General features: G+C 60.8%; 25 protein-coding genes. 6 read left to right on the forward strand and 19 right to left on the reverse strand.

Annotated features, from left to right (window positions below; all coding sequences use genetic code 11):
- The 12 genes from L6D64_RS28595 to L6D64_RS21865 form a co-directional block, all read right to left on the reverse strand.
- On the reverse strand, positions 1 to 106 hold a 106-nt coding region (locus tag L6D64_RS28595; protein WP_373874251.1), incomplete at its 3' end, for a hypothetical protein.
- A gap of 630 nt (positions 107 to 736) precedes the next feature.
- Positions 737 to 1,177 (reverse strand): hypothetical protein, encoded by a 441-nt coding sequence (locus tag L6D64_RS21815; RefSeq protein WP_176508469.1) that lies wholly within the window; start codon positions 1,175 to 1,177, stop codon positions 737 to 739.
- Positions 1,178 to 1,245: 68 nt separating this feature from the next.
- Positions 1,246 to 2,886, reverse strand: a complete 1,641-nt coding sequence (locus L6D64_RS21820; protein WP_176508468.1) for a phytoene desaturase family protein — start codon at positions 2,884 to 2,886, stop codon at positions 1,246 to 1,248.
- A gap of 19 nt (positions 2,887 to 2,905) precedes the next feature.
- Positions 2,906 to 3,277, reverse strand: coding sequence for a ferredoxin FdxA (gene fdxA / locus L6D64_RS21825; RefSeq protein ID WP_176508467.1), 372 nt, complete (start codon positions 3,275 to 3,277; stop codon positions 2,906 to 2,908).
- 33 nt (positions 3,278 to 3,310) lie between these two features.
- A complete protein-coding gene (locus tag L6D64_RS21830; protein ID WP_176508466.1) occupies positions 3,311 to 4,822 on the reverse strand; it encodes a phytoene desaturase family protein in 1,512 nt (503 codons plus the stop codon).
- A 41-nt stretch (positions 4,823 to 4,863) separates the two neighbouring features.
- Entirely contained in the window at positions 4,864 to 5,619 is a 756-nt protein-coding gene (locus L6D64_RS21835) for an SDR family NAD(P)-dependent oxidoreductase (RefSeq protein ID WP_176508465.1), read from the reverse strand.
- Between the two features lie 32 nt (positions 5,620 to 5,651).
- Positions 5,652 to 6,491: an alpha/beta hydrolase gene (locus L6D64_RS21840; protein WP_176508464.1), complete on the reverse strand. Its 840-nt coding sequence runs from the start codon at positions 6,489 to 6,491 to the stop codon at positions 5,652 to 5,654.
- Positions 6,488 to 8,011 carry a phytoene desaturase family protein gene (locus L6D64_RS21845; RefSeq protein WP_176508463.1) on the reverse strand — a complete coding sequence of 508 codons (1,524 nt, stop codon included), beginning with the start codon at positions 8,009 to 8,011 and terminating at the stop codon, positions 6,488 to 6,490. The genes L6D64_RS21840 and L6D64_RS21845 overlap by 4 nt, the downstream gene beginning before the upstream one ends.
- Positions 8,008 to 8,907 (reverse strand): diiron oxygenase, encoded by a 900-nt coding sequence (locus tag L6D64_RS21850; RefSeq protein WP_176508462.1) that lies wholly within the window; start codon positions 8,905 to 8,907, stop codon positions 8,008 to 8,010. Before L6D64_RS21850 ends, L6D64_RS21845 begins: the two co-directional genes overlap by 4 nt.
- A 34-nt stretch (positions 8,908 to 8,941) precedes the next feature.
- Positions 8,942 to 9,208: an acyl carrier protein gene (locus L6D64_RS21855; protein ID WP_176508461.1), complete on the reverse strand. Its 267-nt coding sequence runs from the start codon at positions 9,206 to 9,208 to the stop codon at positions 8,942 to 8,944.
- Positions 9,205 to 10,011 (reverse strand): MaoC family dehydratase, encoded by an 807-nt coding sequence (locus tag L6D64_RS21860; RefSeq protein ID WP_176508460.1) that lies wholly within the window; start codon positions 10,009 to 10,011, stop codon positions 9,205 to 9,207. Before L6D64_RS21860 ends, L6D64_RS21855 begins: the two co-directional genes overlap by 4 nt.
- Before the next feature lie 2 nt (positions 10,012 to 10,013).
- Positions 10,014 to 11,282, reverse strand: a complete 1,269-nt coding sequence (locus L6D64_RS21865) for a beta-ketoacyl-[acyl-carrier-protein] synthase family protein (protein WP_176508459.1) — start codon at positions 11,280 to 11,282, stop codon at positions 10,014 to 10,016.
- A gap of 369 nt (positions 11,283 to 11,651) precedes the next feature.
- Here L6D64_RS21865 and L6D64_RS21870 point away from each other — a divergent pair, with 369 nt between their 5' ends.
- Entirely contained in the window at positions 11,652 to 12,320 is a 669-nt protein-coding gene (locus L6D64_RS21870) for an acyl-homoserine-lactone synthase (RefSeq protein WP_176508458.1), read from the forward strand.
- Here the strand turns inward: L6D64_RS21870 and L6D64_RS21875 are convergent, their stop codons facing one another.
- Positions 12,321 to 13,049, reverse strand: coding sequence for a helix-turn-helix transcriptional regulator (locus tag L6D64_RS21875; RefSeq protein ID WP_176508457.1), 729 nt, complete (start codon positions 13,047 to 13,049; stop codon positions 12,321 to 12,323).
- Between the two features lie 275 nt (positions 13,050 to 13,324).
- The gene (locus L6D64_RS21880; protein WP_176508456.1) at positions 13,325 to 14,623 is read right to left on the reverse strand and encodes a sigma-54 interaction domain-containing protein; all 1,299 of its coding nucleotides are present in this window, start codon (positions 14,621 to 14,623) and stop codon (positions 13,325 to 13,327) included.
- A gap of 223 nt (positions 14,624 to 14,846) precedes the next feature.
- On the opposite strand from L6D64_RS21880, the gene L6D64_RS21885 reads away from it, so the two are divergent.
- Genes L6D64_RS21885 through L6D64_RS21895 form a run of 3 tightly spaced genes read left to right on the forward strand, consistent with a single transcriptional unit; the run spans position 14,847 to position 17,843 of the window.
- On the forward strand, positions 14,847 to 15,731 hold the full coding sequence (locus tag L6D64_RS21885; protein WP_176508455.1) for an MBL fold metallo-hydrolase: 885 nt from the start codon (positions 14,847 to 14,849) through the stop codon (positions 15,729 to 15,731).
- A gap of 40 nt (positions 15,732 to 15,771) precedes the next feature.
- Positions 15,772 to 17,028 (forward strand): NAD(P)/FAD-dependent oxidoreductase, encoded by a 1,257-nt coding sequence (locus tag L6D64_RS21890; protein ID WP_371870316.1) that lies wholly within the window; start codon positions 15,772 to 15,774, stop codon positions 17,026 to 17,028.
- Positions 17,025 to 17,843: a sulfite exporter TauE/SafE family protein gene (locus L6D64_RS21895; RefSeq protein ID WP_176508454.1), complete on the forward strand. Its 819-nt coding sequence runs from the start codon at positions 17,025 to 17,027 to the stop codon at positions 17,841 to 17,843. Before L6D64_RS21890 ends, L6D64_RS21895 begins: the two co-directional genes overlap by 4 nt.
- On the opposite strand, the gene L6D64_RS21900 is transcribed toward L6D64_RS21895, so the two are convergent.
- Entirely contained in the window at positions 17,832 to 18,719 is an 888-nt protein-coding gene (locus L6D64_RS21900) for a LysR family transcriptional regulator (protein ID WP_176508453.1), read from the reverse strand. The genes L6D64_RS21895 and L6D64_RS21900 overlap by 12 nt on opposite strands.
- 119 nt (positions 18,720 to 18,838) lie before the next feature.
- Between L6D64_RS21900 and L6D64_RS21905 the strand changes: the two genes are divergently transcribed.
- Together L6D64_RS21905 and L6D64_RS21910 are read left to right on the forward strand one after the other, a co-directional pair.
- Positions 18,839 to 20,485 carry a GMC family oxidoreductase gene (locus L6D64_RS21905; RefSeq protein WP_176508452.1) on the forward strand — a complete coding sequence of 549 codons (1,647 nt, stop codon included), beginning with the start codon at positions 18,839 to 18,841 and terminating at the stop codon, positions 20,483 to 20,485.
- Positions 20,486 to 20,581: 96 nt separating this feature from the next.
- Positions 20,582 to 22,201, forward strand: a complete 1,620-nt coding sequence (locus tag L6D64_RS21910; protein ID WP_176508451.1) for an MFS transporter — start codon at positions 20,582 to 20,584, stop codon at positions 22,199 to 22,201.
- Positions 22,202 to 22,377: 176 nt separating this feature from the next.
- Here L6D64_RS21910 and L6D64_RS21915 read toward each other — a convergent pair whose 3' ends face one another.
- The 4 genes from L6D64_RS21915 to glyQ form a co-directional block, all read right to left on the reverse strand.
- Positions 22,378 to 23,148 carry a lysophospholipid acyltransferase family protein gene (locus L6D64_RS21915; RefSeq protein WP_054884424.1) on the reverse strand — a complete coding sequence of 257 codons (771 nt, stop codon included), beginning with the start codon at positions 23,146 to 23,148 and terminating at the stop codon, positions 22,378 to 22,380.
- Between the two features lie 63 nt (positions 23,149 to 23,211).
- Entirely contained in the window at positions 23,212 to 23,739 is a 528-nt protein-coding gene (gene gmhB, locus L6D64_RS21920) for a D-glycero-beta-D-manno-heptose 1,7-bisphosphate 7-phosphatase (protein WP_176508450.1), read from the reverse strand.
- A gap of 3 nt (positions 23,740 to 23,742) precedes the next feature.
- The gene (gene glyS / locus L6D64_RS21925; protein ID WP_176508449.1) at positions 23,743 to 25,794 is read right to left on the reverse strand and encodes a glycine--tRNA ligase subunit beta; all 2,052 of its coding nucleotides are present in this window, start codon (positions 25,792 to 25,794) and stop codon (positions 23,743 to 23,745) included.
- Entirely contained in the window at positions 25,791 to 26,738 is a 948-nt protein-coding gene (glyQ, locus tag L6D64_RS21930) for a glycine--tRNA ligase subunit alpha (RefSeq protein ID WP_003253126.1), read from the reverse strand. The genes glyS and glyQ overlap by 4 nt, the downstream gene beginning before the upstream one ends.
- Positions 26,739 to 26,750: the final 12 nt, after the last annotated feature.

Raw genomic sequence — 26,750 nt, forward strand, 5'->3', positions numbered from 1 at the left:
AAACGTCGACCACCCGAACTGGGTTTTCTTCGGTGATGTAATCATCCAGGCACTCCGGCAGCAGCGTGACTTGCGTCCGGACCTCACCTTCAATGAACCGCTTCATGATCGTCCCCGCCACGATCTCGACGATCAGAAGGTTAGACAATCGCAGGTGTTTTCACACAGCCTGGGTCGATAGCGGCCTTCGTGGAGGTTGGTGTCTACGGGGTCGGTTTAGTCAATCTGAATCTCCGGTTTCACCTCCGTGAGGCCGGCCATCGTCATGCATCAGATCTTGATTGACACGCGTGCCGCTTTGGATAGCCTTGCAATTGAGGGCTGCAACTGCGCATTTGTCGGGCCTGGGTACCAGCATGAGCCCCCCGCAATTTTGGCAGCAGAGGAAGCTGGTTCCTCTGAAGTAGTGACGGCGGGCATTGCCAGTCGGATTCTGAACCCAAGGTCGCCAGACTAGGAGCTAAAGGATCGCTGCGACTACTCCTCATCCCTTACCGAAAAGTCACGCGTCGGTCGTAAACGGCCCTTTCCAGGCCAATCAACTTTTGTGATTGGTGAGTAGGGATTTCTCGGCTTTTCTGTGAAAAGCACCCCTTCATTTCACAAAAAAAATGGCGAAGATTCCAATTTCACGGGGTCTGGCCTATCACCTATTTTGTGAACCTACAGATACGCTGCCCAGCCAGGTACAAGAAAGCCCGCGGAAGCGGGCTTTTTTGTGCCTGGCCACCGTATGTCAGCTAGCCAGCGCGAGCTGCTGCCACACCTGAATGAGTCCGGTCAGATGAACAAGGCCATAGACCAGGCAAACTGCCGAGCTGGTCAGGATGAACCGGCCGCTGCGGCCTGTACCGGCCAATGCAAAGGGCCCCAGTAGGCCGCGCAGCAGGTAGACCAAGGTGATCACGCAGAGTATTGGCCGCAGCAGAGGCAGCCGCTCGATCAACCCCGCCCCTGACAGGGCATAAACGGCCCAGCTGGCCAGCACCACGGCGATACCTGCCGTAACCAGTGGTGGGTACCACCGCCCTGCCTGGGCTGCACGCACGAAACGTTCGCCTGCCCCGAACAGTCGATACCAGGGCGGCCCGACCAGGATCACGCCCAGGTGCAGTATCGAAGCCAGGAGGCTGAGCCCGGCAGCTAGCAGCAAAGCAGTGTTGTAGTCATTTGACACATCATCTCTCCTTGATGAAATGCGCTGGCATTGGCCGTTGCAGCATAGACCACCGTATGCGCCTGGCATCAAGCGCTTGCCTGGGCCTCTGCACGCGTACCCACATCCATGATCTGATAGCGCAACTTGCGGCCCCCGACCGCTGCTGCAGCTTCGACGCCGCCTGTCATCGCGCCGAAAATCCCGTGCCCTGTGCGGGTGGATGCGCCACACAGGTAGAGGTTGCGGATGTCGGTTTTCGTACCTGGGCGGTTATGCAGGAAATATTCGGGGGTGAACGCCAGGCCATAGGATGTACCGCCCGATGAGCCGATGAACCGGGTCACGGAAAACGGCGTGGAGACTTCCTGGTAGACAACGTGTTTCGCCATCCCAGGTATCACACGTTCGGCCAGTGCAATCAGTTGTTGCGCATACCATTGCTTCCTGGCCAGGTAAGCAGGGTTGTTGCGGTAACTGCCATCCGCCAGTTCGGCTTGGGTGACCCCCCAGCTTTCGGGGTTTGAAGGGACCGCCGACATCAACTGCAAGTTGTAGATCCCGGGCGGGGCAATTGCAGGGTTGTCCGGGTCCTTCATCGTGGCGTTGCCGATGAACAGGTGAGGCTCTTCGGGGAACTGACCGGCGAAAACTTCCCGGTAGGCGCGCTCATAGTCGCAACCGGGATAGATACGATAATTGGTGTTCTTCAGGCCCAGTGCCTTCAGGTCCATATCGATCCCCAGGTAGACCACGCCCATCGCCGGCGACATTTCGAAATGCTCGGCACGGGTAATGGTCTTCGTCTTGAGGTGGTCTTTCCCGATCAGGTCCAGCAGGGTGTGCTTGATGTCTGCGTTGCAGATCACTGCACCTGCCTTGACGGTGCGCTTACCCAGATGCTTGTTGCTGAATTCGACGCCCACTGCCCGACCATTTTCGATCAGGATGCGTTCGACCTTGGAGCGCAGCAGGATCTTGCCTCCGTTGCGCTCCACCACCGCGCCGAGTTTATCGGAGAACAGTTGGCCGCCCCCTGAAGGGTAGTAAGAACCCTGTAGGAAGTGGTTGACCACTGCCGCATGGCCAGCCATGGTCGCCCTGCTGGGCGGTTGATGATAAACGCCGAGCTGCCCGGTCAGGATGGCGCGCAGCCGTTCATCGCGAGTACAGGTGTCGAGAAATTGCGCGACGGTGGATTTTGAATGGCGCATCAGCATCCAGGAGCGTGGCAACACCCAGAGTGCGGTAAGTGGCCTGGAGTGGATACCCATGAAGTCCCAGACTTGCTGCAGCATCTTGAAATAGCGGTTGATGCCGGATTTCTCTTTGGGAAACGCATCGATAAGGCGCTGGCGGAAGCGTTCATATCCACGTGGCACGGCGAACTGGAAGTCGGGGAAACACAATGTCTCGAAACCATCCGGGTCCTGCTCGATGAAGTTGATCTCACCATCGTCGATACCGGCGCCGCGCAAGATTCGTGGGATCAACCCTTCCTTGCCGCAGTCCCCGATGTAGTGCAGGCCTACGTCAAACTCATAGTCCTTGCCCTTGCGGTGGAAGACAGTGGCACAGCCTCCCATTTCATAGTGCATGTCCAGGACCAGCACTTGCTTGCCTCGGTTGGCAAGCGTGGCTGCAGCGGTCAGGCCACCGATACCGGCGCCCACAACGATCACGTCGAAGGTGTCGGATTCCAGCGTTTTGAATCTGTCATAGCTCTGCATGGTAGTGTCCAGGTTAGCCTCAGGCGTGCTGCAGGTGATGGTCGCCGGCCGGATCGACCGCTTCGGCTTCACGCACCAGGTGTGCGAGTTTGTTCGGCTGATGGCTCCATTTGGTGTGATCGCGCAGCGGAGGGATGCGCTGGAGAATGACCGGCCAGTGCTCCGCCAACTCGGCGTTGAGCGCGAGGAAGTGCCGGTTGCTGTCATCCAGCTGGTTCTCCGGCTGGATCGCTTCTTCCGGGCATTCCGGCAGGCACAGACCACAATCGACGCATTCCTGCGGATTAATGACGATGAAATTCGGGCCTAGGTGGAAGGCGTCCGCAGGGCATATATCGACACAGTTTGTATGGCGGCACTGGATGCAGTTGTCTGTCACTACGTAAGTCATGGGGAGTCTCTCGACGTTTCGTTTGAGGGGGCTCTACCGCTGGAAATAGCGGTCAACCAACAGGCGGGCAGACAGCATCGTTCCGATGAAACCTGCGCCAGGGAATGTCCACGCACCTACCTGATAAAGCCCTTTGACCGGGTACTTCTGAGGGAACCGGTTGAACAGCCCGGACTGCTGTGGGGTTTGCTCAAACCCGTAGATCGCACCCTGCGGGTTTTGCGTGAACTTGGTCATGGTGCGCGGTGAACCCGCCTCGCAGACCTCGATGTGCCGACGCAGGTCCGGGATGACGCGCTCGGCATTGGCGATCAACAGCTCGGTCAGCTCGGCTTTCTTGCGCCGGTAGCCCAGCTTGTCCAGTGAATGCCAGACGTCGGGGCCTGTGAGGGTGAACAGGCCCAGGCTGGATTTGCCGGGCGGAACCATGGAGGGGTCGACATTGGAGAAATAGTTGATCGACCAGCTGGTATTGTCCCGATGCAGCTCGCCGGCCTTGATATGTTCGAATTGAGCGCGTTGAGTTTTTTCGGGTGAGAAAAAGTGGATGTATTCCTCGGGGCCGACCCCCAGATCGCTCAACGGGCAATCCAGCCCCAGGTACACCTGGAAACCTGATACCGACAGCTTCAGCGCGTTCAGCCGGGCGAGGTACTTGCCCGGAAAATGCTCCCGGCCTGCCAGGCCCACCACCGCCTGTGGCGAGACATTGGCGACGACGTTGCGTGCCTTGACCTGCCCTGACTTGCGCGTCACGACGCCTGCCACCCTGCCCCGCTCGACCACGATGCGCTGGACTGCCGATTCCAGTTCTACGCGCCCACCGTGCTGTTCGATGACCTCGACCAGTGCCGATGAAAGCGCTTGGGAGCCACCCTTGATCGAGTAACCGCCGTTTTCCAGATAATCGATGAAAGGGTACGAGAAATAGCCGAACGCCAGGTCTTTGGCTGGCAGCCCGTAATAGCTCCATTGCGCCGAGAGTACTTCCTTGAGGCGCTCATTACGGGTGAACCTGGAAAAGTACCTGTCCACCGTTTCATGGCCATAGCGCAGGATCCGCGGATAGACCATCGGCGTGGCGACGAGCCTCATCCAGAACGGGCTGGATGAATAGAGGAATCCGCACATGTCCTGGTAATTACGCTTGGACTCAGCGAACAGCCGGTCGATGTTCTCGACCTCTTGGGGAAAACAGCGGTAGAGCGACTGCTTGTAGCCTTCAAGGTCGCGGTGCCCCACGGTGATGTCGACATCGGGCGAGCGGTAGCGGTAGAGCGTCGGGTGGTGCAGGAACTCGACCTTGTCGGCGACGCCGCACGCTTCGATCACCTTGAAAGAATGTGCACCGCGAACAACGCCATCGAACGAATGCAGCGAGACATCGAAGTTGAAGTCCTTGCGTCGGAAGTTGCTGGCATAGCCGCCTGGAACATTGTGCTTTTCCACCACCAGGACTTTCTGGCCTCGCTGGGCCAGCAGGCTGGCGCTGGCGAGCGCACCCAGGCCTGAACCTACAAAAACGGTATCGTATGAATGACTCATGAGTGCTCCGGGCCTCACGACAGGCGCGATCGGCGATGCGATCAGGCTGTCAGGCCGCCATCGATCAGGAAGGTCTGGCCGGTGATGTAGCTGGCCTGTGGCGAAAGAAGGAAGCTCGCCAAGGCAGCGACTTCATGCACGTCGCCGAAGCGCTTGAGCGGAATGTTGTCGGTGATCGATTTGCGTACCGAGTCGGGGATCTGCTCGATCATGTCCGTGGCGATGTAACCGGGCGCTATCGCATTGACGGTTACTTTGAAGCGCGCCAGTTCCAGTGCCATGGTCCTGGTGATGCCGATCATCGCCGCCTTGGTTGCGCAATAGCCCAGCTGGCCTTTGTTCCCTTTGACGCCGCTGACCGAGGACATGTGCAGGATCTTGCCCTGCCGTTCACCCGCCATGGCCGGCGCGAGCGATTTACTGAAATACACTGCCGAGTCGAGGTTGGTGGCAACGACGTCGCGATAACGAGCGATATCGAGATTGAACAGCAATTGATCACCGGTCATTCCCATGTTGTTGATCAAGCCGTAAGGGCCGCCCAGGTCACTGACCAGTCGTTCGCACAACGCTGCCACAGACGGGTAGTCGCGGCCATCACAGGCATGCCCATGGGCACGACCGCCACTGTCGGCTACTTCCTGTTCGAGCTGGCGGGCGGCATCGGCAGAGGATTGATAGGTGAACGCGACCTCGTAGCCCTCGCGAGACAAGTGCTGCACCAGCGCGCGGCCTATACCGCGAGTACCGCCCGTGATGAGAATCCATTTGCCGCTTTGCACTTGTTGTCCATCCATGATTCATAGTCCTTGTATCAGGCAGCACACAGTCAGGCCGTTTCGAGGCGTTGCTGTGATTCTGCGCGGGAGAAGAAAGCGAGAATTTCCTGGAAGTAGCGATCTCGGTGCTTCTTGTGGTTTTCCAGATGGCGGCACCCTTCGAAAGCGACCATGTGCACGGAGGTACAATCCGCGCTTAGTCGCTGCACACTGGTTTCGGGTATGTACCGGTCGTCCAGCCCGTAGAGGTAGGCAATGGGCAGGTGGCGAACGCTTTTCAGCGAGTGGTCGATCGCACAGGTACCGGTGGGCACCGCCAGGCGACTGCCGCTGATCCAGCGCATGGCCAGGCGTAATGGCCCGCGCGTGAAGTAGCTGCGGACCGAGACGGGGACACTGTCCAGGACTGCCGAGGTGAAAGGTGAGGCGTCACGCGCCAGCGCATGTGACAGGTGGTAACCACCGAACGAGCAGCCGACCAGATGGATCGGGAGGCCGGGGTATTCCCGTGTGATCTTTCTCGCAATCGCCAGGACATCATCGGCAAACGCATGCCCGCCGATGGTGCTGCGACCGAAGCCTTTGAAGTTGAAGGCAATGACGTTATAGCCCTGATCGAGGAACGGCTGGTCGAGCTTGTTCTCGAAAAAGTAGTGCATGCCATATTTCAGGAACGGGTGGCACAGCAGTACCACGCCCTTGGCTTGTGCAGTGTTGGCCGGCAACACTGCCCCTTCCAGCCTGCTGCTGTCGCGGGTCGTCTCGACGAAAGCGGTAGCCCTGCCCGGCACGTCTCGTTTCCACCCCTGTACCTGCCTGAACATCACACGGATGAACAGTTTGGACACGGTGATCCCCAACCAGCCTGTCGATTGTTCGTGTCTGCTCATGCCCGCCTCCACTGTCTGGCTTTCATCTCTGCATAGCCGAATGCAGCCTCGTAACTGGGCCCCGCTACCCAGGCGCTGAGGAACTGCACGCCCTGGACTGGGAAACCATGGTGGAACACGTGGCCTTTGAGGTCGGTACCCACCATGGCGCCGTAGCCGGACCCGGCCGTGTTGTTGGTGAAGCGCACATAGGTATGAGGCGTGGCCACCTCGGTATGCAGGATGTGGCCGCGCAATCCGGGAAACTGGGCCTGCAGGCGGTCGATCAGCAACTCGCTCGCCCGCTGCTTTTTTTCCCGGTATTGCGCTGTTCGCCGCGCCGGCCAATGCTCGATCGAATCGAGCACGTTGATACACACGACCTTCCCGGCCTCAGGTGCCAACAGGTGATAGTTGGTCACCTCGATCGGAGACATGGCCCAGAATGCCTGCTCGCAAAGCGCAGGTGGGTAGCCGCTACGCTCGGCCTCGATGCGCAAGCTGCTCGCGGCGGCCGGGTTTGCGGCAAACAGCATCGACTCGCTGTGGCACAGGCCAAGTTGCTCAGGGGCAACGTCGGTGATCAGATAGATGGTGGTAGTGGAACGTGCTGGCTTCAGTGCGGCCAGTTTCTCGCGGGATTCGCTCAAGTCGACGTCGCTCTTGAACAAATGCTCCAGGGCGTAATGAGGCGAGGTATTGATGAACACCTGAGGCGCCAGGTACTCACCGGCTCGGGTGCGTACACCTGTGACCCTGCCGAGCTTGTCGGTGGTGACTTCCTCGACCAGCGTGCTCAGCAGAATCTGCCCTCCGGCTTGTTCCACGCGACTCGCCAGCAGGTCGGACAGGCGCTGCGAGGCGCCTTTGACATAAGCGTTGCCGCGGTTGAGCGTGGCGTAGACCACATGCAGGTAGTACAGGTAGCCAAGATCCTCCGGATACCCGCCTACATAGATGCCAGGTGCTGCGAGGATTTCGATCAGGTACGGGTCATCGAACATCTCATGCAGGGCCTCATGCACGGTCTTGTGCTTGAGGTTGCGGTGGGCCCAGCGCAGCTCAGCCATGTCTGGCTCGAAGCTGCCATCAAGCATCTGGAACTGGTAGTAGCCATTGCGCCCATAGGTGCCCACCTGCGCGAAGAACGTGCGCAGGGGGGCGGCCTGGTGAGGGAAGCGCTCGATCAACTGCTGCTCGACCAGTTCGGCATCGTTGGCCAGTGGCAACGCCGTGCCCTCCTGATAGGCGCAGAAGTAGTCGTCGGGGTAGACAAGGTCGAGTTCCTTGTCCAGTCCCAGGTCACGCAGAATCCTGATGAGGTTGCCCCCTTGCGCCATGCCGCTGAGTTTGTGCAGGCTGCAATCGAATACCGCCGATTGCCTGGGGCGACTGAACGTCGAGGCATAGCCGCCCACGACGATATGCTTGTCGATCATCAGGACCCGCGCCCAGGGATCACGCTTGACCAGCATGGCCGCGCAAGCCAGGCTGGTGATCCCGGCCCCGACGAAGATGGCGTCCCAGGTGGTCGCGGTCATTGCCGCAGGCCCAGCTTGTCGATCCACGCGTAGATTTCGGCGAATCGGGCGTTGTTCAGTCGGGCATTGTGCGCCGAACGCCAGACCTCTTCGATCTTCGCTTTGTCATTCACCGCGATCGGGAACTCGAACGAGGTGTGCGAGGCGATTTCCGGGTTGTAGGTGAACATGTCGATCAGCGCAGGAATGATCTTGCGACTCATGGCTTTCACCTGAGCGATCGATTCAGCACTGGCGGTTTCGAAGTACGACTCGCTGATCCAGCGGCCAAAGGCGATATGGCGCGCTTCGTCATAGTGATGCTCACGGAACAGGGCTCGGGTCATCGGCTCGATCGCCCGCCCCTGAGAGGTATGCATGGCACCCATTTCCGCAACCCATTCGATCAGCAGCGTGAACAGTACGCCAACCGCCGGCTCCAGCTTTGGAAGGGTCTGGGTCAGCAGCTCAAAGAGCCCGACCGGCGGGTTCCAGAGCTGCAGGCCAGCCTTCGCCATGAAGCGCTTGAACGTCAGGGTGTGAACGATCTCTTCCTTGGAAAAGATCATCAGGTATTCCTGCAGGTCCTGAGAGATGCGGTCGTGGAACTGGGTGACGTAGCCCATGTACAACGGTGGGATGGTCTGTTCCAGCCAGATGAACATGGAGATGTCACGGCCTGTTTCCAGCCAGGCCAGCTCCAGCTTCTGTGCGTCGGTCAGGCCTTCGCAATAGGGGGTTCCAGCGATCCAGAGATGATCGGGGTCCTTGGGATAAAGGCATCGATCGACTTCCTGGTCCCAAGGCAATACGGTCGCGTGGTCCATCGTCTTGTGATGCGACACTTCGCTCAATTTGCGGATCTTCGACTCTCTCGCTTCGGAAATAGCGAGCACACAGCTGTTCGGCGTGGACATTTCCTTTTCCTTTGCTTGAAGTGGGCCCTGTGGCTCAGGCATCTACGGCGGCCAATTCCTTGAGCTCGACGACGTATTCGCAGAGCTGGCGCAAGGTGGCGACCTTGCGCGTAGCGAACGAGTCGGGGTTGAGGGCCACGCCGATCTTCTTCTGCACGACGACCTGCATCTCGACGAAATCCAGGCTGTCGAACTCCATCGACTCGATCGTGGTATCGAGGGTCACCTGGTTTTCGTCGACATCCTTCAGGTCGAGGATGAGGTCACGGAGGATGGTGAATACGTGGTCAACGGTGGTCATTGCTTCGCTCCTGCGGGGGTGGGGACGGTCTTGATCATCAGGCCAAGGGTGATGGTCATCACATGGCTGGCGCCGACGACTACGCCGAGGTCGACGGTGCCGACGGCCTTGCCTGGGGTTTCAATCAGAAGGATGTTGTCGATTTCGCAGCGGATATCGGACTGCAAGCTGTCCCATGAGCACAGCGCTGTGCAGCATGTGATCTGGTGGCTGGTCTGTACCACCAGGTGATGGGCGATGTCCTCGATGCGCTCAGGTGCCTGGCGCTGGGCAAATTGCCCGGAAAGGTGCTCGAATATCACGCCCAGGTGGTTGCGGATGAAGTGTGAAAAGATCAGGGCATCCAGCGCGACCCACCCGTCCAGCCCGTCGCCCAGGCCTTCGCGAAACTGCCTGAGCCAGGCCTTTACGTGCGCCTGGTCCAAGGCGAAACCGGCGGATCTCGATTCCCATGCCGGGGCTTCAACCTGGGCCACATGGCCTACCACGTGCTCGCTGTCGCTGCTGGTGGAATGCAATTTGAACGCGCTGCCGGTGCCGCGCGGCCGTGTGGCAAGCGTGACGCTGGCGTTGCGCAGTACCGGCGTCTTGAGCAGCGCCTTGAACTGCAACCAGTCTTCGTTTTCCAGGCCAACCGAGCACCCCATGCGATGCTTGACTGGCAGCAGCGCCAGCATGCCGTGTACCACTACATCCGGCGCATCCATGCGGCGCGCTGCCTGGGGGTCGAAGTGGATAGGGTTGCGGTCGCCGGACAGGTCCGCCCATGCCTCGATCTGTTCAGCTCCAAACTGCCATTGCATGATCAGTGCACCTTGCGCAGCATGATGCCGGCATTGGCGCCACCGAAGCCGAAGCTCAGGTTCAGCACGTTATCCAGCTGCTGGGCATGCAGGTGTTGATTGGGTACGAAGTTCAGATCGCACTCAGGATCGGCTTCATCCAGGTGAATGGTGGCCGGGATGGTGCCTCGGGCCATGGCCTTGAGGCAGAAGATCGCTTCCATCGAACCTGCCGCACCGATCAGGTGGCCGGTATACGACTTCGTGCTCGACATAGGGATGGCATAGGCGGCCTCCCCCAGCGCCATCTTGATCGAACGCGCCTCGTTGACATCGTTCAGCGGCGTGGAGGTGCCATGCAGGTTGATGTAGTCGATGTGCGAGGCCTCGACGTTGGCCTGGTTGCACACGTCCCGGATCACGCGCACCCTGGCCTGCATGTCCTCGGCCGGCGCTGTCATGTCGAACGCGTCCGAGTAGTTGGCGTAGCCGGTGATCTCGCCGAGGATCTTCGCGCCACGTGCCTTGGCCAGTTCATAGTCCTCAAGACACAGCACTGCAGCGCCTTCGGAAAGTATGAAGCCGCTTCGTCCCTTGCTGAATGGGCAGCAGGCCAGGCGCGGGTTCTCCTGTTCCTTGCTCAGGGCCTGGATCACGTCGATGGACCAGACGTTGAACTGCTCCTTTAACGACTCGCTGCCCCCGGCGATCATCATTCGCGCTCGACCTGCCCGAATCGCTTCATACGCCTCGCCGATGGCGATGGTGCCGGTCGCACAGGCCGCTACCGGACTGTTCTGAATACCGCGCATGTTCCAGTTCATGGTGATACCCGCGGTAGCGGCATTGCACATGGACATGACGGTGGCGAACGAAGTCGAGATCCCTTGCTGGCAGTATTCGTTGTTGTTCATGTTGGCTGTGTCGAGGCCGCCCCATCCGGTACCCAGCACCACACCACGATCGAAGGGCGACACCACTTCATCCAGTGGCGTATCGCCAAAGGCCATGTGCAATGCCTGATCTGCAGCGACCAGGCTGTACTTGGCGAACAGCGGCAACATCTTGGAGATTTTCTTGGAGAACGGGCGCATCGCCTCGCGCCCGAAGTCCTCGATAAAACCGAAGAAGCGCGCATGGATGGTGGGGTCATCAAAACGATGCAGACGGTAGCCGATCTGATAATCCATCATCGCGTCCCAGATGGCGTCAGCGGTGCGGCCAAGCGAGCAGATCGCACCGTACCCGGTAACGACGACGCGGCGAGGAGCTGAAGTGGCAGACTTTTCCATTGACTTCCCTGTTTGAGGTGCTGGCGTGAACGACCCTGCAACTAGCAAGGGCGGCGTTGAAATGCAGGCAGCAAGTTCCACTCGCAACGGTGCGCCTGACACTTATCGGTCTTCAGGACAGGCGTATTGATGCCCTGCACGGCGAGCCATTAAGTCTGCCTAACTCTTCGATGACGACAACTGTCTCTAGGTACAGGTGCTGACCGGTGGTTGAAATTTGATAGCCACTTGAACTTAGGTACAGGTTGTTCGGCGCAATAGAGGGGTAGGCTAATAGCGCGCTATGTTGGAAGCCGATGCCAACAGGGAGAGCAGCGCGACAATGTTTTTATCATTGCCTTTCTGTAGAACAAGGAAGAACAGCGCAGCATGAAAACGGTTGAATTTCACAAAGTTGAATACCGTGCCGACCCTCACCCGTGGGTGGCGGAATTGTATGGCTTGCGCAAACATGTATTTGCCGACCGTCTCAATTGGCGGGTGGCGGTGCGCGATGGTATCGAACTGGATGAATACGACAGTCAGAACACCACTTACCTGGTAGGCCTGTGTGACGGCATTCCATTGGCTGGCGTTCGCCTGATCAACACGCTTGAACCGTACATGGTTGAAGGGCCGTTCCGGGACTTTTTCACCTGCGTGCCGCCCAAACAGGCATTGATGGCCGAGTCCAGCCGCTTCTTCGTCGACAAGACCCGTTCACGCAAGCTCGGCCTGGCACACTTGCCTCTGACTGAAATGCTGCTCTACAGCATGCATGACCATGCTGAGCGCACTGGCCTCGAGTCGATCATCACGGTTGTCAGCCATGCCATGGCGCGCATCGTTCGGCACACCGGCTGGCATTACCACATCCTCGACAGTGGCGAGGCGTCGCCGGGCGAGATCGTCCACCTGCTGGACATGCCGATCAGCCCGTGCAATCGCCGGCGGTTGCTCGACAGCATCGAGCGCAAGGTGCCGCTGGCATCGCTGCAAGCCGGGCACTGGCCGTTGAGTCTGCGAACGGTCGACGTGCCCAGCCGCGATATCGCCTGATCAGATAATGCCCTGGCGCTTGGCTTCGTATACGGCCTGCTTGGCATTAGCTACCTGCAATTTGCCGACGATGTTCGACATGTGGAATTTCACCGTGCGCTCTGAAATTCCGCAGTGATCTGCAATTTCACGGTAGCTCGTGCCGCGTTCAACCCGCTGCAATATGCCCAGTTCGCGCACTGAGAGCAGGCCCTGTGCGCCTGCCGCCGGGAACAACTGGTCGGTGGGGCGCGACGACATCAGCCAGCCATGGAAACCAATCAGCAGCATCTGCAGGTGGCTCTGGTTCCTGGCCAGGCGTCGATCCAGTTCCGCCTGCGGGCCTGGATCGCACAGGCTCAAGGCACAGAACATTCCGCAGCTGTCGCGCAGGGTAAAGGTGACACCGGAGCAAATCTGGTAGCGGGTCGCACGCTTGAAGAAATCCAGGCCTTCGGGTGTGCTGCAGGCGAGGGCCTCTTGCCAGGAAAAAGGCGCGATCTTCTTCAAACCGTGGTTGATGATCGGGTCGATCAGGTGGCTGTTTGAATCTTTATAATTCTTGACCCAGCGAGGCGGATAGTTGGAAATTATTATCGGCTCTAGCAGACGATTACCCACCGACGCATAATAGGCGTATTTCATATTGCCCATATTATCCAGATGCGTTTGCAATGCCTCATGCAGGTAATTGTTCGGTTGGGCGAGTCGCCCGCTGGCGATGGGGGGCAGGCTTGTTCGACGTTCCATGTCGGGGTCTCAACGATTTAACGGCGCCGGAAAACTGGCACGGCTGTCAGGCCGCGCTTAATTATTGTTCTGGCCCGAGGTCTTGAAGTTTTTATGGGGCTTGGCATTAGCCGGGTACGGCTCGGATATTCAAAGATGCCCTTTTGAAAGTCAAGCCGAGGATGACCAACTGGTATTGTCCTGGCGGGTGATAATATCTGTTTGTTTGGTCAACAATATTTACGCGCGCGCCGATATAACCAGCTTCAAACCCGTCTTCGCGTCACCCTCGCCCGTCAGTTGAAACCCAGTGCTTTCAGGCGGCGATACAGGGTGCGTTCACTCAGGCCAAGATGACGGGCCAGCTCGCTGCGCGGCCCCTGAAAGTATTCCAGCGCCTGTGCCAGATCAGCCAGATCATGGCTTCTGCGGCCCTTGCCCCGGGCCGCTGGACGTTGCGGCCCGACCTCATCCGGCAGATGCTCCGGACGTATCAGGCCGTCATCGGCAAACAGTCGCGCCCTTTCAAGAATGTTGCGCAGCTCGCGGATGTTGCCTGGAAACGTGTGCAGGCTCAGCTGCTGGAGGGCCTCTTCGGTCAAGCTGGCCGGCGGTTTGCCGCCCATGCGCTGCAGAAGGCTTTCGACCAGCAGCGGCAGATCCTCCACCCGCTCGCGCAATGCCGGCAAGCGGATCGGGAAACCGCTGATGCGGTAATAAAGGTCCTCACGGAAGCTGCCGGCCGCCACCATCTGTTTGAGCGGTTTATGGGTTGCCGACACCAGACGGAAATCGGCATGGACGGTACGCAGGCTGCCGACCGGGCGAAAGCTGCCGGACTCGATCAGGCGCAGCAGTTTGACCTGCATCGCCAACGGCACTTCGCCGATTTCGTCGAGGAACAATGTGCCGCCATGGGCGGCCTCGGCCAAGCCGATCTTGCGCTGATTGGCGCCGGTGAATGCCCCCTTCTCGTAGCCGAACAGCTCGCTTTCGAACAGCGACTCGGTCAGGCCGGTACAGTCGACGACTACCAGCGGACCATTAGCCCGTGGGCTACCCATGTGAATGGCGCGTGCAAACAGCTCCTTCCCGGTACCCGACTCGCCCTGCAGCAGCACTGGAATCTGCGCGGGTGCCGCACGCTGAAGGCTGGCCAGCGCGGCCTTGAAAGCGGGCGCTCGCCCGACCAGCCCTTGTTCCTGAGGTTGTGCGGAAGCCAGGGTGATGCTGGTCAGCCGCTCGACGAAAGCCACCACCCTGCCCTGCTCATCGAGGATCGGCCGCAACTCTACATCCACATGCTCAGGGCCACGCGGCGTGTGATGAATATGCAGCACTCGCTCCGGCACTTTGCTGTCCCACGCCTTGCGCATCGGGCAGTGCTCACCGGCCTGGTCACACGGCACAGCGTAGTGATGCGACACCCGGTGGCATTTCTCACCCAGCGGGGCCTGCTCGTTTCGACCGAACTGCCGCCGATAAGCCGCGTTGGCCGCAAGGATGTTGTAGTCGGTGTCCAGCACGATGGCAGGCACGGCATCGTGCTCAAGGTAGGAAACCAGGGCTAGGATGAGTGGATGAGATTCAGGCATGACGGCACCGATTGGATAACCTGGCGCAGGGTAACAAGGACTGCCAAACACTGCCATTGGCTGACAGTCGACTGCCAATGGTACTGCCACCGGCACGCACAGCGGTGATCAACGGGCCGTGTTCATGGGGCCGGATGTGCAAAAGCGCCTGGCATGCATCTTGATAAACCTCCTCCCACTGCCTGCGCCCATACAAGCTGAGGCAGACCATTTGGAGAACGTGATGATCATCGGCAACAACCTTCACGTGGAAGCCTTCTACGACGAGGCGACCTCGACCATCAGCTACCTGGTCATGGATCGTGAAACCCTTCAGTGCGCACTGATCGACAGCGTGCTGGACTACGACCCCAAGTCCGGGCGCACCTGCACCGCTTCGGCGGATCGCCTGATCGACCGTGTGACAGAGCTCAAGGCCACCGTGCAATGGGTGCTGGAAACCCACGTGCATGCCGACCACCTTTCGGCGGCGGCTTACCTCAAGGGCAAGCTTGGCGGCCATACCGCCATCGGTGCGCACATCACCGAGGTGCAGAAAGTCTTTGGCACGCTGTTCAACGCCGAGCCTGGCTTCGCCCGTGATGGCAGCCAGTTCGATGTGCTCTTCGAAGATGAAGAGGGCTTCCGCATCGGCAACCTGCATGCCCGTGCGTTGCATACCCCCGGGCATACACCGGCATGCCTCAGCTACATGGTCGTGGACGCGGGTGAGACGGCGGTGTTCGTCGGCGATACCCTGTTCATGCCTGACTACGGCACCGCCCGTTGCGACTTCCCCGGCGCCGATGCGCGCACGCTGTACCGCTCGATCCGTCGGTTGCTGGCCTTCCCCGACCAGACGCTGCTGTTCATGTGCCACGACTATCTGCCAGGCGGGCGCGAGATGCGCTACGTCACCACGGTGGCCGAGCAGCGCGCCAGCAATATCCACATCCACCAAGGCATCGATGAGGACAGCTTCGTGGCCATGCGCGAAGCCCGCGACAAGACCCTCGACATGCCCGTGCTGATCCTGCCTTCGGTGCAGGTCAACATGCGCAGCGGCCAGCTTCCGGAGCCTGAGGAAAACGGCGTGAGCTACCTGAAGATCCCGCTGAACAAGCTTTGACTGCCCTGCCCTATCACCAGAAATTCCAGGATTGACTGCCATGCCTGCCAATGCCGACCACCACAAGGTGGTCATCGTCGGTGCCGGTGCCGCCGGTATCGCCACTGCCTCCAGCCTGATTGCCCGTGATCCGTCGCTGGACATCGCCCTGATCGACCCTGCCGAAGTGCACTACTACCAGCCCGGCTGGACCTTGGTCGGCGCCGGCGTGTTCAAAGCGCCGAGCACCGCCCGTACCATGGCCTCGGCCATCCCGCGCGGCGTCCGTTGGATCAAGGCGCGTGTCCAGGGTTTCGACCCATCTGCCCAGCTGGTCACCCTGGAGGGTGGCCGCGCCATCAGTTATGAACAGCTGGTGGTCTGCCCGGGCCTCACGCTCGACTGGGACGCGATCGACGGGCTTGGCGAAACCCTGGGGCGCAACGGTGTCACCTCCAACTACCGCTACGACCTGGCACCTTACACCTGGGAGCTGGTGCAAAAGCTCAAGCAAGGCCGTGCGCTGTTCACCCAGCCGCCGATGCCGATCAAGTGCGCTGGCGCGCCGCAAAAGGCCCTCTACCTGTCCTGCGACCATTGGCTGCGCAGTGGACGGCTGGGCGATGTGAAAGCCAGTTTCTTCAATGCCGGTGCAGTGCTGTTCGGCGTTCCCGATTATGTGCCAGCGTTGATGGCCTACATCGACAAGTACGGCGTGGACCTGAATTACAGCCATCGGCTGGTGGCCGTGGATGGGCCCAGTCAGCGTGCCACCTTCGTGCGTACACTGGCCGACGGTAGCACCGAAACCCGTGCCGAATCCTTCGACCTGTTGCATGTGGTACCGCCACAGGTTGCCCCGGACTTTATCCGCCAGAGCCCCTTGGCCGATGCAGCCGGATGGGTCGATGTCGATCCGCATACCTTGCGCCATCGCCAGTTCGCCAACATCCACGCCCTGGGCGATGTGGCCAACACCAGCAATGCCAAGACTGCCGCGGCGGCGCGCAAGCAGGCGCCAGTGGTAGCCAACAACGTGCTGGTAGCGCTGGGCCGTCTCACTACCCTGGCGCAGTACGACGGCTATGGTTCCTGCCCGCTGACCGTCGAGCGCGGCAAGATCGTCCTGGCCGAATTCACCTATGGCGGCAAGGTCGCGCCGAGCTTTCCCCGCTGGCTGCTCGATGGGCGCCAGCCGACACGCCTGGCCTGGCTGCTCAAGGCACGAGTGCTGCCGCCGCTGTATTGGCAGGGCATGCTCAAAGGCCGAGAATGGCTGGCGCGCCCACAACCGCTGGACGCCGAGGGCGCACAGTGATCGAACATCAACTCTTGGGCGCAGGCCTGGGTGCGATCATCGGTGCGGTGCTGGCGCTGACCGGCGCCGGGGGTGGCATCCTGGCCGTACCGCTGCTGGTGTTCGGGCTTGGGCTGTCGATGGTCGAAGCGGCGCCCATCGGCCTGCTCGCCGTGGGGCTCGCTGCGGCGGTGGGTGCGGTACTGGGCTTGCGCGAGGGGTTGGTGCGTTATCGCGCCGCCCTGTTCATCGCCCTGATCGGTATTGCGGCGGCACCGTTCGGCCTGATGCTGGCCCACCGCTTGCCCAATACACCCTTGGCGCTGGTGTTCGCTGCCGTGCTGATCTACGCCTGCCTGCGCATCTGGCACAAGGCGGCCAAAGCGCTGCGGGGTGAGGGCAGCGAAGCCCATCGCTACATCGAACCCTGCGTGCTGAACCCGTTGCAAGGGCGATTGCGCTGGACGTTACCTTGCGCACGCGCCCTGGCGTTCACCGGGGCCCTCTCCGGCTTGCTTTCTGGCCTGCTGGGAGTGGGCGGGGGCTTTGTGATCATCCCGGCCTTGAACCGCTACACCAACCTGCGCATGAAGAGCATTGTCTCGACGTCTCTGGCCGTCATCGCGCTGGTTTCCACGGGAAGTGTGGTCAGCGCCAGCTTGGCCGGTGCGATGCATTGGCGGATCGGCGCACCCTTTGCCATGGGGGCGGTGCTCGGCCTGTTGCTGGCCAGGCCGCTTGCCACCCGGATCGCCGGCCCACGCCTGCAGCAGCTGTTTGCCGTGGCCGGCTGGCTGGCGGCTCTGCTGCTGGCCGGCAAGGCGCTATTCGGCTAGCAGCTCGTCCTGTTCCGCCGCGCACAGTGCCAGGAGGTAGTCCCAGACCACCCGCAGGCGTACCGACTTGTGCAACTCGCGGCGGGTACAGATCCAGTAGCTGCGCTGGATGGTCTCGCTGGGCAGCACCCGAACCAGTGCCGGATCATGACGAGCCATGTAGTTGGGCAGCACAGCGATGCCGAGTCCTGCACGCGCGGCGGTTTGCTGGGCGATCACGCTGGTGCTGCGGAAGGCCACGTTCGGTGCACGGCAAAAGCTATTGAGAAACAGCAGTTCCTGGCTGAACAGCAAGTCATCGACATAGCCGATCCAGCTATGCCGCGCCAGGTCTTCGCGGTTACGCAGAGGCGGTGCCCGGTCCAGGTAGCTCTGGCTGGCGTACAGCGCCAGGCGGTAGTCGGTGAGCTTGCGGGTGATCAGCAGGTCGGCGTTGGGACGCTCCAGATGGATGCTGATCTCGGCTTCGCGGTTGAGGATGCTGACGAAGCGCGGTACCGCCACCAGTTCCACCTCCAGCCCCGGGTAGCGGGCGAACAGCTCGCTCATGCGCGGGGTAAAGAACATGATGCCGATGCCTTCGGTGACACCCAGGCGAATCTTGCCCAGCGGAGTGATGGCCTGGGTGATTTCTTCCTGCGCCAGCAGGGCGACGTTCTCCATGGCTTCGGCGTGCTTGAGCAGAGCCTGGCCTGACGGGGTCAGTTCATAGCCTTGGGCGTGCTGCACGAACAGTGGCGTGCCCAGGCTCTTTTCGATGCTCTCGATATGCCGGGCGACCGTGCTGTGGGTGGTATTGAGGCGCTTGGCCGCACTGAGCAGGCGGCCACTGCGCTGCAACTCGAGGAAAAACCGCAGATCGTTCCAGTCGAACATGCTGATCCTTATGGCTGTGCTAAAACGCACAGCGGCTGCGTGAAATCTCGTGTTTCCCTGGCGAAATTACGCACTAAGATGGATCGGGACAAGAATAATAATCAGGCGCGAGGTTGCAGATGCCATCAGCCGATTCTGTCTTCGACTACGTGGTCGTAGGCGCTGGCCCCGCCGGCTGCCTGCTGGCCAATCGTTTGTCCGCCGACCCTTCCAGCCGCGTCCTGCTGCTTGAAGCCGGCGGTCGCGACAACTATCCCTGGATTCATGTCCCCGTCGGTTACCTTTACTGCATCGGCAACCCACGCACCGACTGGTGCTTCAAGACCGAAGCACAGCCCGGCCTGCTCGGCCGCGCACTGGGCTATCCACGGGGCAAGGTGCTCGGTGGCTGTTCATCGATCAACGGCATGATCTACATGCGTGGCCAGGCCGCCGATTACGACCATTGGGCCGAGCAAGGCAACGAGGGTTGGGCCTGGAAGGATGTGCTGCCGTTGTTCAAGGCCAGTGAAAACCACTTTGCCGGCGCCAGCGAGCACCATGGCGGTAACGGGGAATGGCGAGTCGAGCGCCAGCGCTATAACTGGCCGATCCTCGATGCCTTCCGTGATGCAGCCGAGCAGAGTGGCATTGGCAAGGTCGATGACTTCAACACCGGCGACAACCAGGGCTGTGGGTACTTTCAGGTCAATCAGCGCAGCGGCGTGCGCTGGAACGCTGCCAAGGCTTTTCTGCGGCCGATCAAAAACCGCCCCAACCTCACCGTGCTGACCGGCGTGCAGGTTGACCAGGTGCTGTTGAACAACACCCGCGCCCGTGCGGTCAAGGCGCAGTGGCAGGGCACCTGGCATGAGTTTGCTGCGCGTCGCGAGATCATCCTCTGTGCTGGCGCCGTGGGCTCGCCCGGTATTCTCCAGCGGTCCGGCATTGGCCCGCGCAAGCTGCTAGAAAGCCTGGGCATCGGCGTACGCCACGACATGCCCGGCGTTGGCGGCAACCTGCAGGATCATCTGCAGCTGCGGCTGATCTACCAGATCCGCAATACGCGAACCCTCAACCAGATGGCCAATAGCCTGTGGGGCAAGCTGGGCATGGGCCTGCGCTATCTCTATGACCGCAGTGGCCCGCTGGCCATGGCGCCCAGCCAACTGGGTGCCTTCGTACGTTCGAGCCCGGAGCAGGCCACACCGAACCTGCAGTATCACGTGCAGCCGCTATCACTGGAGCGCTTCGGCGAGCCTCTGCATCAGTTCCCGGCGTTCACCGCTTCGGTGTGCAACCTGCGCCCGGCCAGCCGGGGGCGCATCGATATCCGCAGTGCAGACATGCACAGCGCGCCGCGGATCAACCCCAACTACTTGAGCGCCCCCCAGGACCTGCGCGTTGCCGTCGATGCCATTCGCCTGACTCGGCGTATCGTCCAGGCCCCTGCCCTCGCCGTTTTCGATCCCCAGGAGTATCTGCCAGGCCCGACGCTGCAAACCGAGGAAGAACTGTTCGAGGCGGCCGGCAAGATCGGCACCACCATCTTCCACCCCGTCGGCACCTGCCGCATGGGCAACAGCGACCTGGACGTTGTGGATAACCAGCTGCGCGTGCACGGCATACCTGGCTTGCGCGTGGCCGACGCTTCGATCATGCCGCAAATCACTTCCGGCAATACCTGTTCCCCCACCCTGATGATCGCCGAGAAGGCGGCGCAACTGATCCTCAAAGGAGCGGCAACCCAGACTTACCTGAACGAAGACGCCATACCGACCCCCTGACCGGGAGCATGCAACACCGGCAGCTCGCGGTCACAAGCTGCCGACAGTGGAACAACAAGAATAATCACTGTGGCCTGCGGGCCGAGGACAGCAACGATGTCGGATTACATCCAAGAGCAGGGTGCGACGGCGAGCACCTCCAGCCGTCGTGAAGAACGCAAGATCATTTTCGCGTCATCCCTCGGGACAGTTTTCGAGTGGTATGACTTTTTTCTCTATGGGGCGTTGGCCGCCGTTATCAGCAAGCAGTTCTTTGCTGGAGTCAACGACACCACGGCCTTCATCTTCGCCCTCATGGCGTTTGCTGCTGGCTTCCTGGTGCGGCCGTTTGGTGCGCTGGTGTTCGGCCGCCTGGGTGACATGATCGGGCGCAAGTACACCTTCCTGGTGACCATCGTGCTGATGGGCCTGTCGACGTTCGCTGTTGGCCTGTTGCCCACCTACGCCAGCATTGGCATCGCGGCGCCGATCATCCTGGTGATCCTGCGGATGCTCCAGGGGCTGGCGCTGGGCGGTGAATACGGTGGTGCCGCCACTTACGTGGCCGAGCACGCGCCACCCGGCAAGCGTGGCTTCCATACCGGTTTCATCCAGTCGACCGCGACCCTGGGCTTGCTGCTGTCATTGCTGGTGGTACTGGGCAGCCGTTACATCAGTGGTGACCAGTTCGAAACCTGGGGCTGGCGCCTGCCGTTCCTGCTGTCGATCATCCTGTTGGGGATATCCACCTGGATCCGCATGAGCATGCACGAGTCGCCGGCCTTCGTGAAAATGAAGGCCCAGGGCAAGGTCAGCAAGTCACCGATCCGTGAGTCGTTCACTTCCTGGCCCAACCTGAAAGTCGTGCTCACCGCGCTGTTCAGCATCAACGCCGGGCAAGCTGTGACCTTCTACACGGCGCAGTTCTATGTGCTGTTCTTCATGACCCAGATGCTCAAGATGGACCCTGCTCAGGCCAATACCCTGCTGATCATCAGCGTGGTGATCGGCGCACCGTTCTTCGTATTCTTCGGTTGGCTTTCCGACCGCATCGGGCGCAAACCGATATTGATGCTCGGCCTGCTGCTGGCCACCGTGCTGTACTTCCCGTTGTTCAAAGCCCTGAGCCACTACGCCAACCCACAGATCGACGCCGCCAGCCGCCAGGCCCCCATCGTGGTGACCGCTGACCCGCAAGGCTGCACCTTCCAGTTCGACCCGGTTGGCAAGGCACGTTTCGACAGCCCCTGCGACAAGGTCAAAACCTTCCTGGTCAAGCAGGGCCTGCCATACAGCTCGGTGAACGTGGCCGGCAGTGATGTGGTGGTGAACATTGGCGACAAGACCATCAACGGCTTCGACGAAGCGGCCATGCGCACGGCGATCGAGCAGGCGGGCTACCCGGCCAAGGCCGAGCCGGGGCAAGTCAACCAAGTGATGGTGGTGGTGCTGATCGTGGCAATGATCCTGATCGCGACCATGACCTACGGTCCGCTGGCGGCGGTGATGGTCGAGCTGTTCCCGACCCGTATCCGCTATACCTCGATGTCGCTGCCCTACCACATCGGCAACGGCTGGTTCGGTGGCTTCCTGCCCACCGTGTCGTTCGCGTTGGTGGTGTATACCGGGGATATCTTCTATGGATTGTGGTATCCGGTGCTGGTGACCGGCATCAGCTTGGTGGTGGGAATGTTCTGCTTGAAAGAAACCAGGGACGTGGATATCGACAAAGTCTGACGCTATCACCGAGCCATAAAAAAACCGGCTGTAAAAGCCGGTTTTTTTATGCCCCGAAAAACTTATGCACGTTTTTCAGAAAAATGTCATGCGCAGAAATAAATAGCTAATTCATACACTTAGCGTTGAATTCAGGCACGCGGTCAAAAAATTGCTCACAAGTTATCCACAGATCGTCAAGCCATCTGCTCTTGCGGTTTCTCATCCACTGGCGGCAGCGATCCCATGGCCCGCTGAGTGGCTTCGTTCCACGCGGCGGCACGGTCGTTGAGCTCGGCAATGGCCCGCGGCCCGGAGCCCTCGGCGTACATCGGCTTGCCGATCACTACCTCGATGGTGCCTGAGCGCTTGCCCCAGCCAGTCTTCGGCCAGAATTTGCCAGCGTTATGGGCAATCGGCAGCACTGGCAAGCCAGCATTCACCGCCAGCGCGGTACCGCCTCGGGAGAATTTGCCCACGGTACCGAACGGTACACGGGTACCTTCCGGGAAGATCAGCACCCAGGTTTTCTGCTTGAGCAACTCGTCACCCTTGCTGGCCACCTGACGCAGTGCTTCCTTGGGGTTGTCCCGGTTGATCGCGATGGGCCGCAGCATGGCCATGGCCCAACCAAAGAATGGCACATACAGCAGCTCGCGCTTGAGCACCTGGCTCAGCGGCGAAAAGTACTGGGAAAGGAAGAAGGTTTCCCAGGTGCTCTGGTGGTTGGACAGGATCACGCAGGGCTCATCCGGTACGTTCTCGGCACCCGTGACTTTGTAGTCGATACCGAGGATGGTGCGCACCAGGAACAGTGCGCAACGGCACCAGTACACGTTGATGAACGTGTAGCGCTTGGGGAACGACAGGAATGGCGCGACGAAAAAGCTCAGCGAACACCACAGCAGCGAACTGGTGCCCAGCAGCAGGTAAAAAAGAACGATTCTGATCGCCTGCAGGATCGACATAGTGGCAAGTACCGTTGCGGGGCGTGCCCGCCTAGGAAAAATGCGCCCCTGGGGGCGCACTGTTTAAATTAGTTCTCTGGCGATGGCTGCCAGATCGTCGAAAATCAGTGTAGTTTCCGGGACGCCTTTTTCCAGGGTCCGCTCACCCTTGCCGGTTTTCACCAGCACGGGTTGTGCACCGACGGCCAGGGCGGCCTCCAGGTCACCTTTGCTGTCGCCGACGAACCAGACGCTTTCAAGGCCCGTCTGGTAATGCTCGGCGATCGCCCGCAGCATGTCTGGCTTGGGCTTGCGGCAATCGCAGCCTTCGTCAGGCCCATGCGGGCAATACACGATATGGCCGACTTCGCCACCCTGCTCGGCCACCAGCTCGCGCAAGCGCGCATGCATGGCCTCGAGGGTAGCCAGCGGGTAGTAGCCACGGGCGATGCCGGACTGGTTGGTGGCCACAGCCACCGTCCAGCCCGCCTTGCTCAACTGCGCGATGGCCTCGACCGAGCCAGGGATCGGGATCCACTCTTCCAGCGTCTTGATGTAGGCGTCGGAGTCGTAGTTGATTACCCCGTCACGATCGAGAATCAGCAGTTTCAAGGCTTACCCCAGCAGCGAAATGTCGGCCACGCCCAGGAACAGGCCGCGCAGGCGGCTGAGCAGGGCATAACGGTTGGCACGCACCTTGGCGTCTTCGGCATTCACCATCACCGCCTCGAAGAAGGCGTCGACCGGGTCGCGCAGGGCCGCCAGACGGGCCAGCGATTCGCTGTACTGGCGGGCAGCTGCCATTGGTTGCACGGCCTGGTCGGCCTGCTGGATGGCCGAGTACAGGGAGAACTCGTTGGCGTTGTCGAAGTACTTCGGCTCGACCTGGTCGGCGATGGCGCCTTCGGCCTTGCTCAGCAGGTTCGACACGCGCTTGTTCACCGCGGCCAGGGCTTCGGCTTCCGGCAGTTTGCGGAAGGCCTGCACAGCCTGCACGCGCTGGTCGAAGTCCAAGGCCGATGCCGGCTTCAGGGCACGTACCGACAGGTAGGTGGCAACGTCGATGCCTTCGTCTTCATAGCGTGCACGCAGGCGATCGAAAATGAACTCCAGTACCTGCTCGGCCATGCCAGCGGCCTTGACCTTGGCACCGAACTGCTTGACCGCGAACTCGACCGCAGCGGTCAGGTCCAGGTCCAGCTGCTTCTCGATCAGGATGCGCAGCACGCCCAGGGCCGCACGACGCAGGGCGTACGGGTCCTTGCTGCCGGTGGGGAGCATGCCGATGCCGAAGATGCCGACCAGGGTGTCGAGCTTGTCGGCGATGGCCACCGCAGCACCGGTGAGGGTCTGCGGCAGCTCGGCGCCAGCACCGCGCGGCATGTACTGTTCGTTCAGGGCCAGGGCAACGTCTTCCGGCTCACCGTCGTTGAGCGCGTAGTAGTAGCCGGCAACCCCCTGCATTTCAGGGAATTCGCCGACCATCTCGGTGGCCAGGTCGCACTTCGACAGCAAGCCGGCACGGCCAGCGCGCTGGGCGTTGCCGCCGATCAGCGGGGCGATGAAGGCTGCCAGCCGGGAAACGCGTTCGGCCTTGTCGTAGACCGTGCCCAGCTGCGCCTGGAACACCACGTTCTTGAGGCGCTCGTTGAAGGTTTCCAGCGGCTGCTTCTTGTCTTGCTTGAAGAAGAACTCGGCGTCGGTCAGGCGCGGGCGCACGACCTTCTCGTTACCCTGCACGATCTGCTTGGGGTCACGGCTCTCGACGTTGGCCACGGTGATGAAGCGCGGCAGCAGCTTGCCTTCGCTGTCCAGCAGGCAGAAGTACTTCTGGTTGTCCTGCATGGTGGTGATCAGGGCTTCTTGCGGCACTTCGAGGAAACGCTCCTCGAACGAGCACACCAGCGGCACCGGCCACTCGACCAGGGCAGTCACTTCGTCCAGCAGCGCTGGCGGCACGATGGCGCTGCCTTCCTGTTGCATGGCCAGCTCGGCGGTGCGCTTGCTGATCAGCTCGCGGCGCTCGGCGAAGTCGGCCAGCACATAAGCTTTGCGCAGGTCTTCGACGTAGTTGGCCGGCGTGGTGATGACCACGTTCTGTGGGTGGTGGAAGCGGTGACCACGGGATTCACGGCCGGCCTTCTGCGACAGGATGGTGCAGTCGACCACCTGGTCGCCGAGCAACATCACCAGCCACTGGGTCGGGCGCACGAACTCTTCACGGCTGGCGGCCCAGCGCATGCGCTTGGGGATCGGCAGGTCGTTCAGCGAATCCTCGACGATGGTCGGCAACAGGCTGGCGGTGGCCTTGCCCGGAATGTGCTGCGAGAAGCGCAGCTTGGCGCCGCTCTGGTCGATTTCGGCCAGCTCTACACCGCACTTCTTGGCAAAGCCCAGGGCTGCCTGGGTCGGCTCGCCGTCTTTGAAGGCCGCCTGCAGGGGGGGGCCGTCGATGTTGATGCTGCGGTCAGGCTGCTGCACGTCGAGCTGGCGGATCAGTACGGCCAGACGGCGTGGTGCGGCGTACACCTGCTTGCCGGTGTAGTTCAGGCCAGCGGCCTGCAGACCTTTTTCGATGCCGGCCAGGAAAGCGTCGCCGAGGCTGGCCAAGGCTTTTGGTGGCAGCTCTTCGGTGCCCAGTTCTACCAGGAAATCTTGAGCACTCATTGTGCAGCCTCCAGCTTAGCCAACACTTCGTCACGCAGTTCAGGGGTGGCCATCGGGAAGCCCAGGCGTGCGCGAGCTTGCAGATAGCTTTGCGCCACGTCCCGGGCCAGGGTACGTACGCGCAGGATGTAACGCTGGCGCTCGGTTACCGAGATGGCGCGGCGGGCGTCCAGCAGGTTGAAGGTGTGCGAGGCCTTCAGGACCATTTCATAGGTCGGCAGCGGCAGCTCCAGCTTGATCAGGCGGTTGGCTTCGCTTTCATAGAAATCGAACAGCTCGAACAGCTTGTCGACGTTGGCATGTTCGAAGTTGTAGGTCGACTGCTCCACCTCGTTCTGGTGGAACACGTCGCCGTAGGTGACCTTGCCGAACGGGCCGTCGGCCCACACCAGGTCGTAGACCGAGTCGACGCCCTGGATGTACATGGCCAGGCGCTCGAGGCCGTAGGTGATTTCACCGGTGACCGGGTAGCACTCGATGCCACCTACCTGCTGGAAGTAGGTGAACTGGGTGACTTCCATGCCGTTCAGCCAGATTTCCCAGCCCAGGCCCCAGGCGCCCAGGGTCGGCGACTCCCAGTTATCTTCGACGAAGCGAATGTCGTGGACCAGCGGGTCCAGGCCAATGGCCTTCAGCGAGCCGAGGTACAGCTCCTGGAAGTTGGCCGGGTTCGGCTTGAGGACCACCTGGAACTGGTAGTAGTGCTGCAGGCGGTTGGGGTTTTCGCCATACCGCCCGTCGGCAGGGCGACGGCTAGGCTGCACATAGGCGGCGTTCCAGGTTTCTGGACCCACGGCGCGCAGGAATGTTGCGGTGTGGAATGTGCCGGCGCCTACTTCCATATCGTAGGGCTGAAGCACCACACAACCTTGAGCCGCCCAGTAGTTTTGCAGGGCGAGGATCAGGTCTTGGAAGGTACGCACGGCTGGCGTAGGCTGGCTCACGAAATTCACCTG

Origin of the sequence: Pseudomonas urethralis, from assembly GCF_021602465.1 — a bacterium.
GTDB lineage: Bacteria > Pseudomonadota > Gammaproteobacteria > Pseudomonadales > Pseudomonadaceae > Aquipseudomonas > Aquipseudomonas vlassakiae.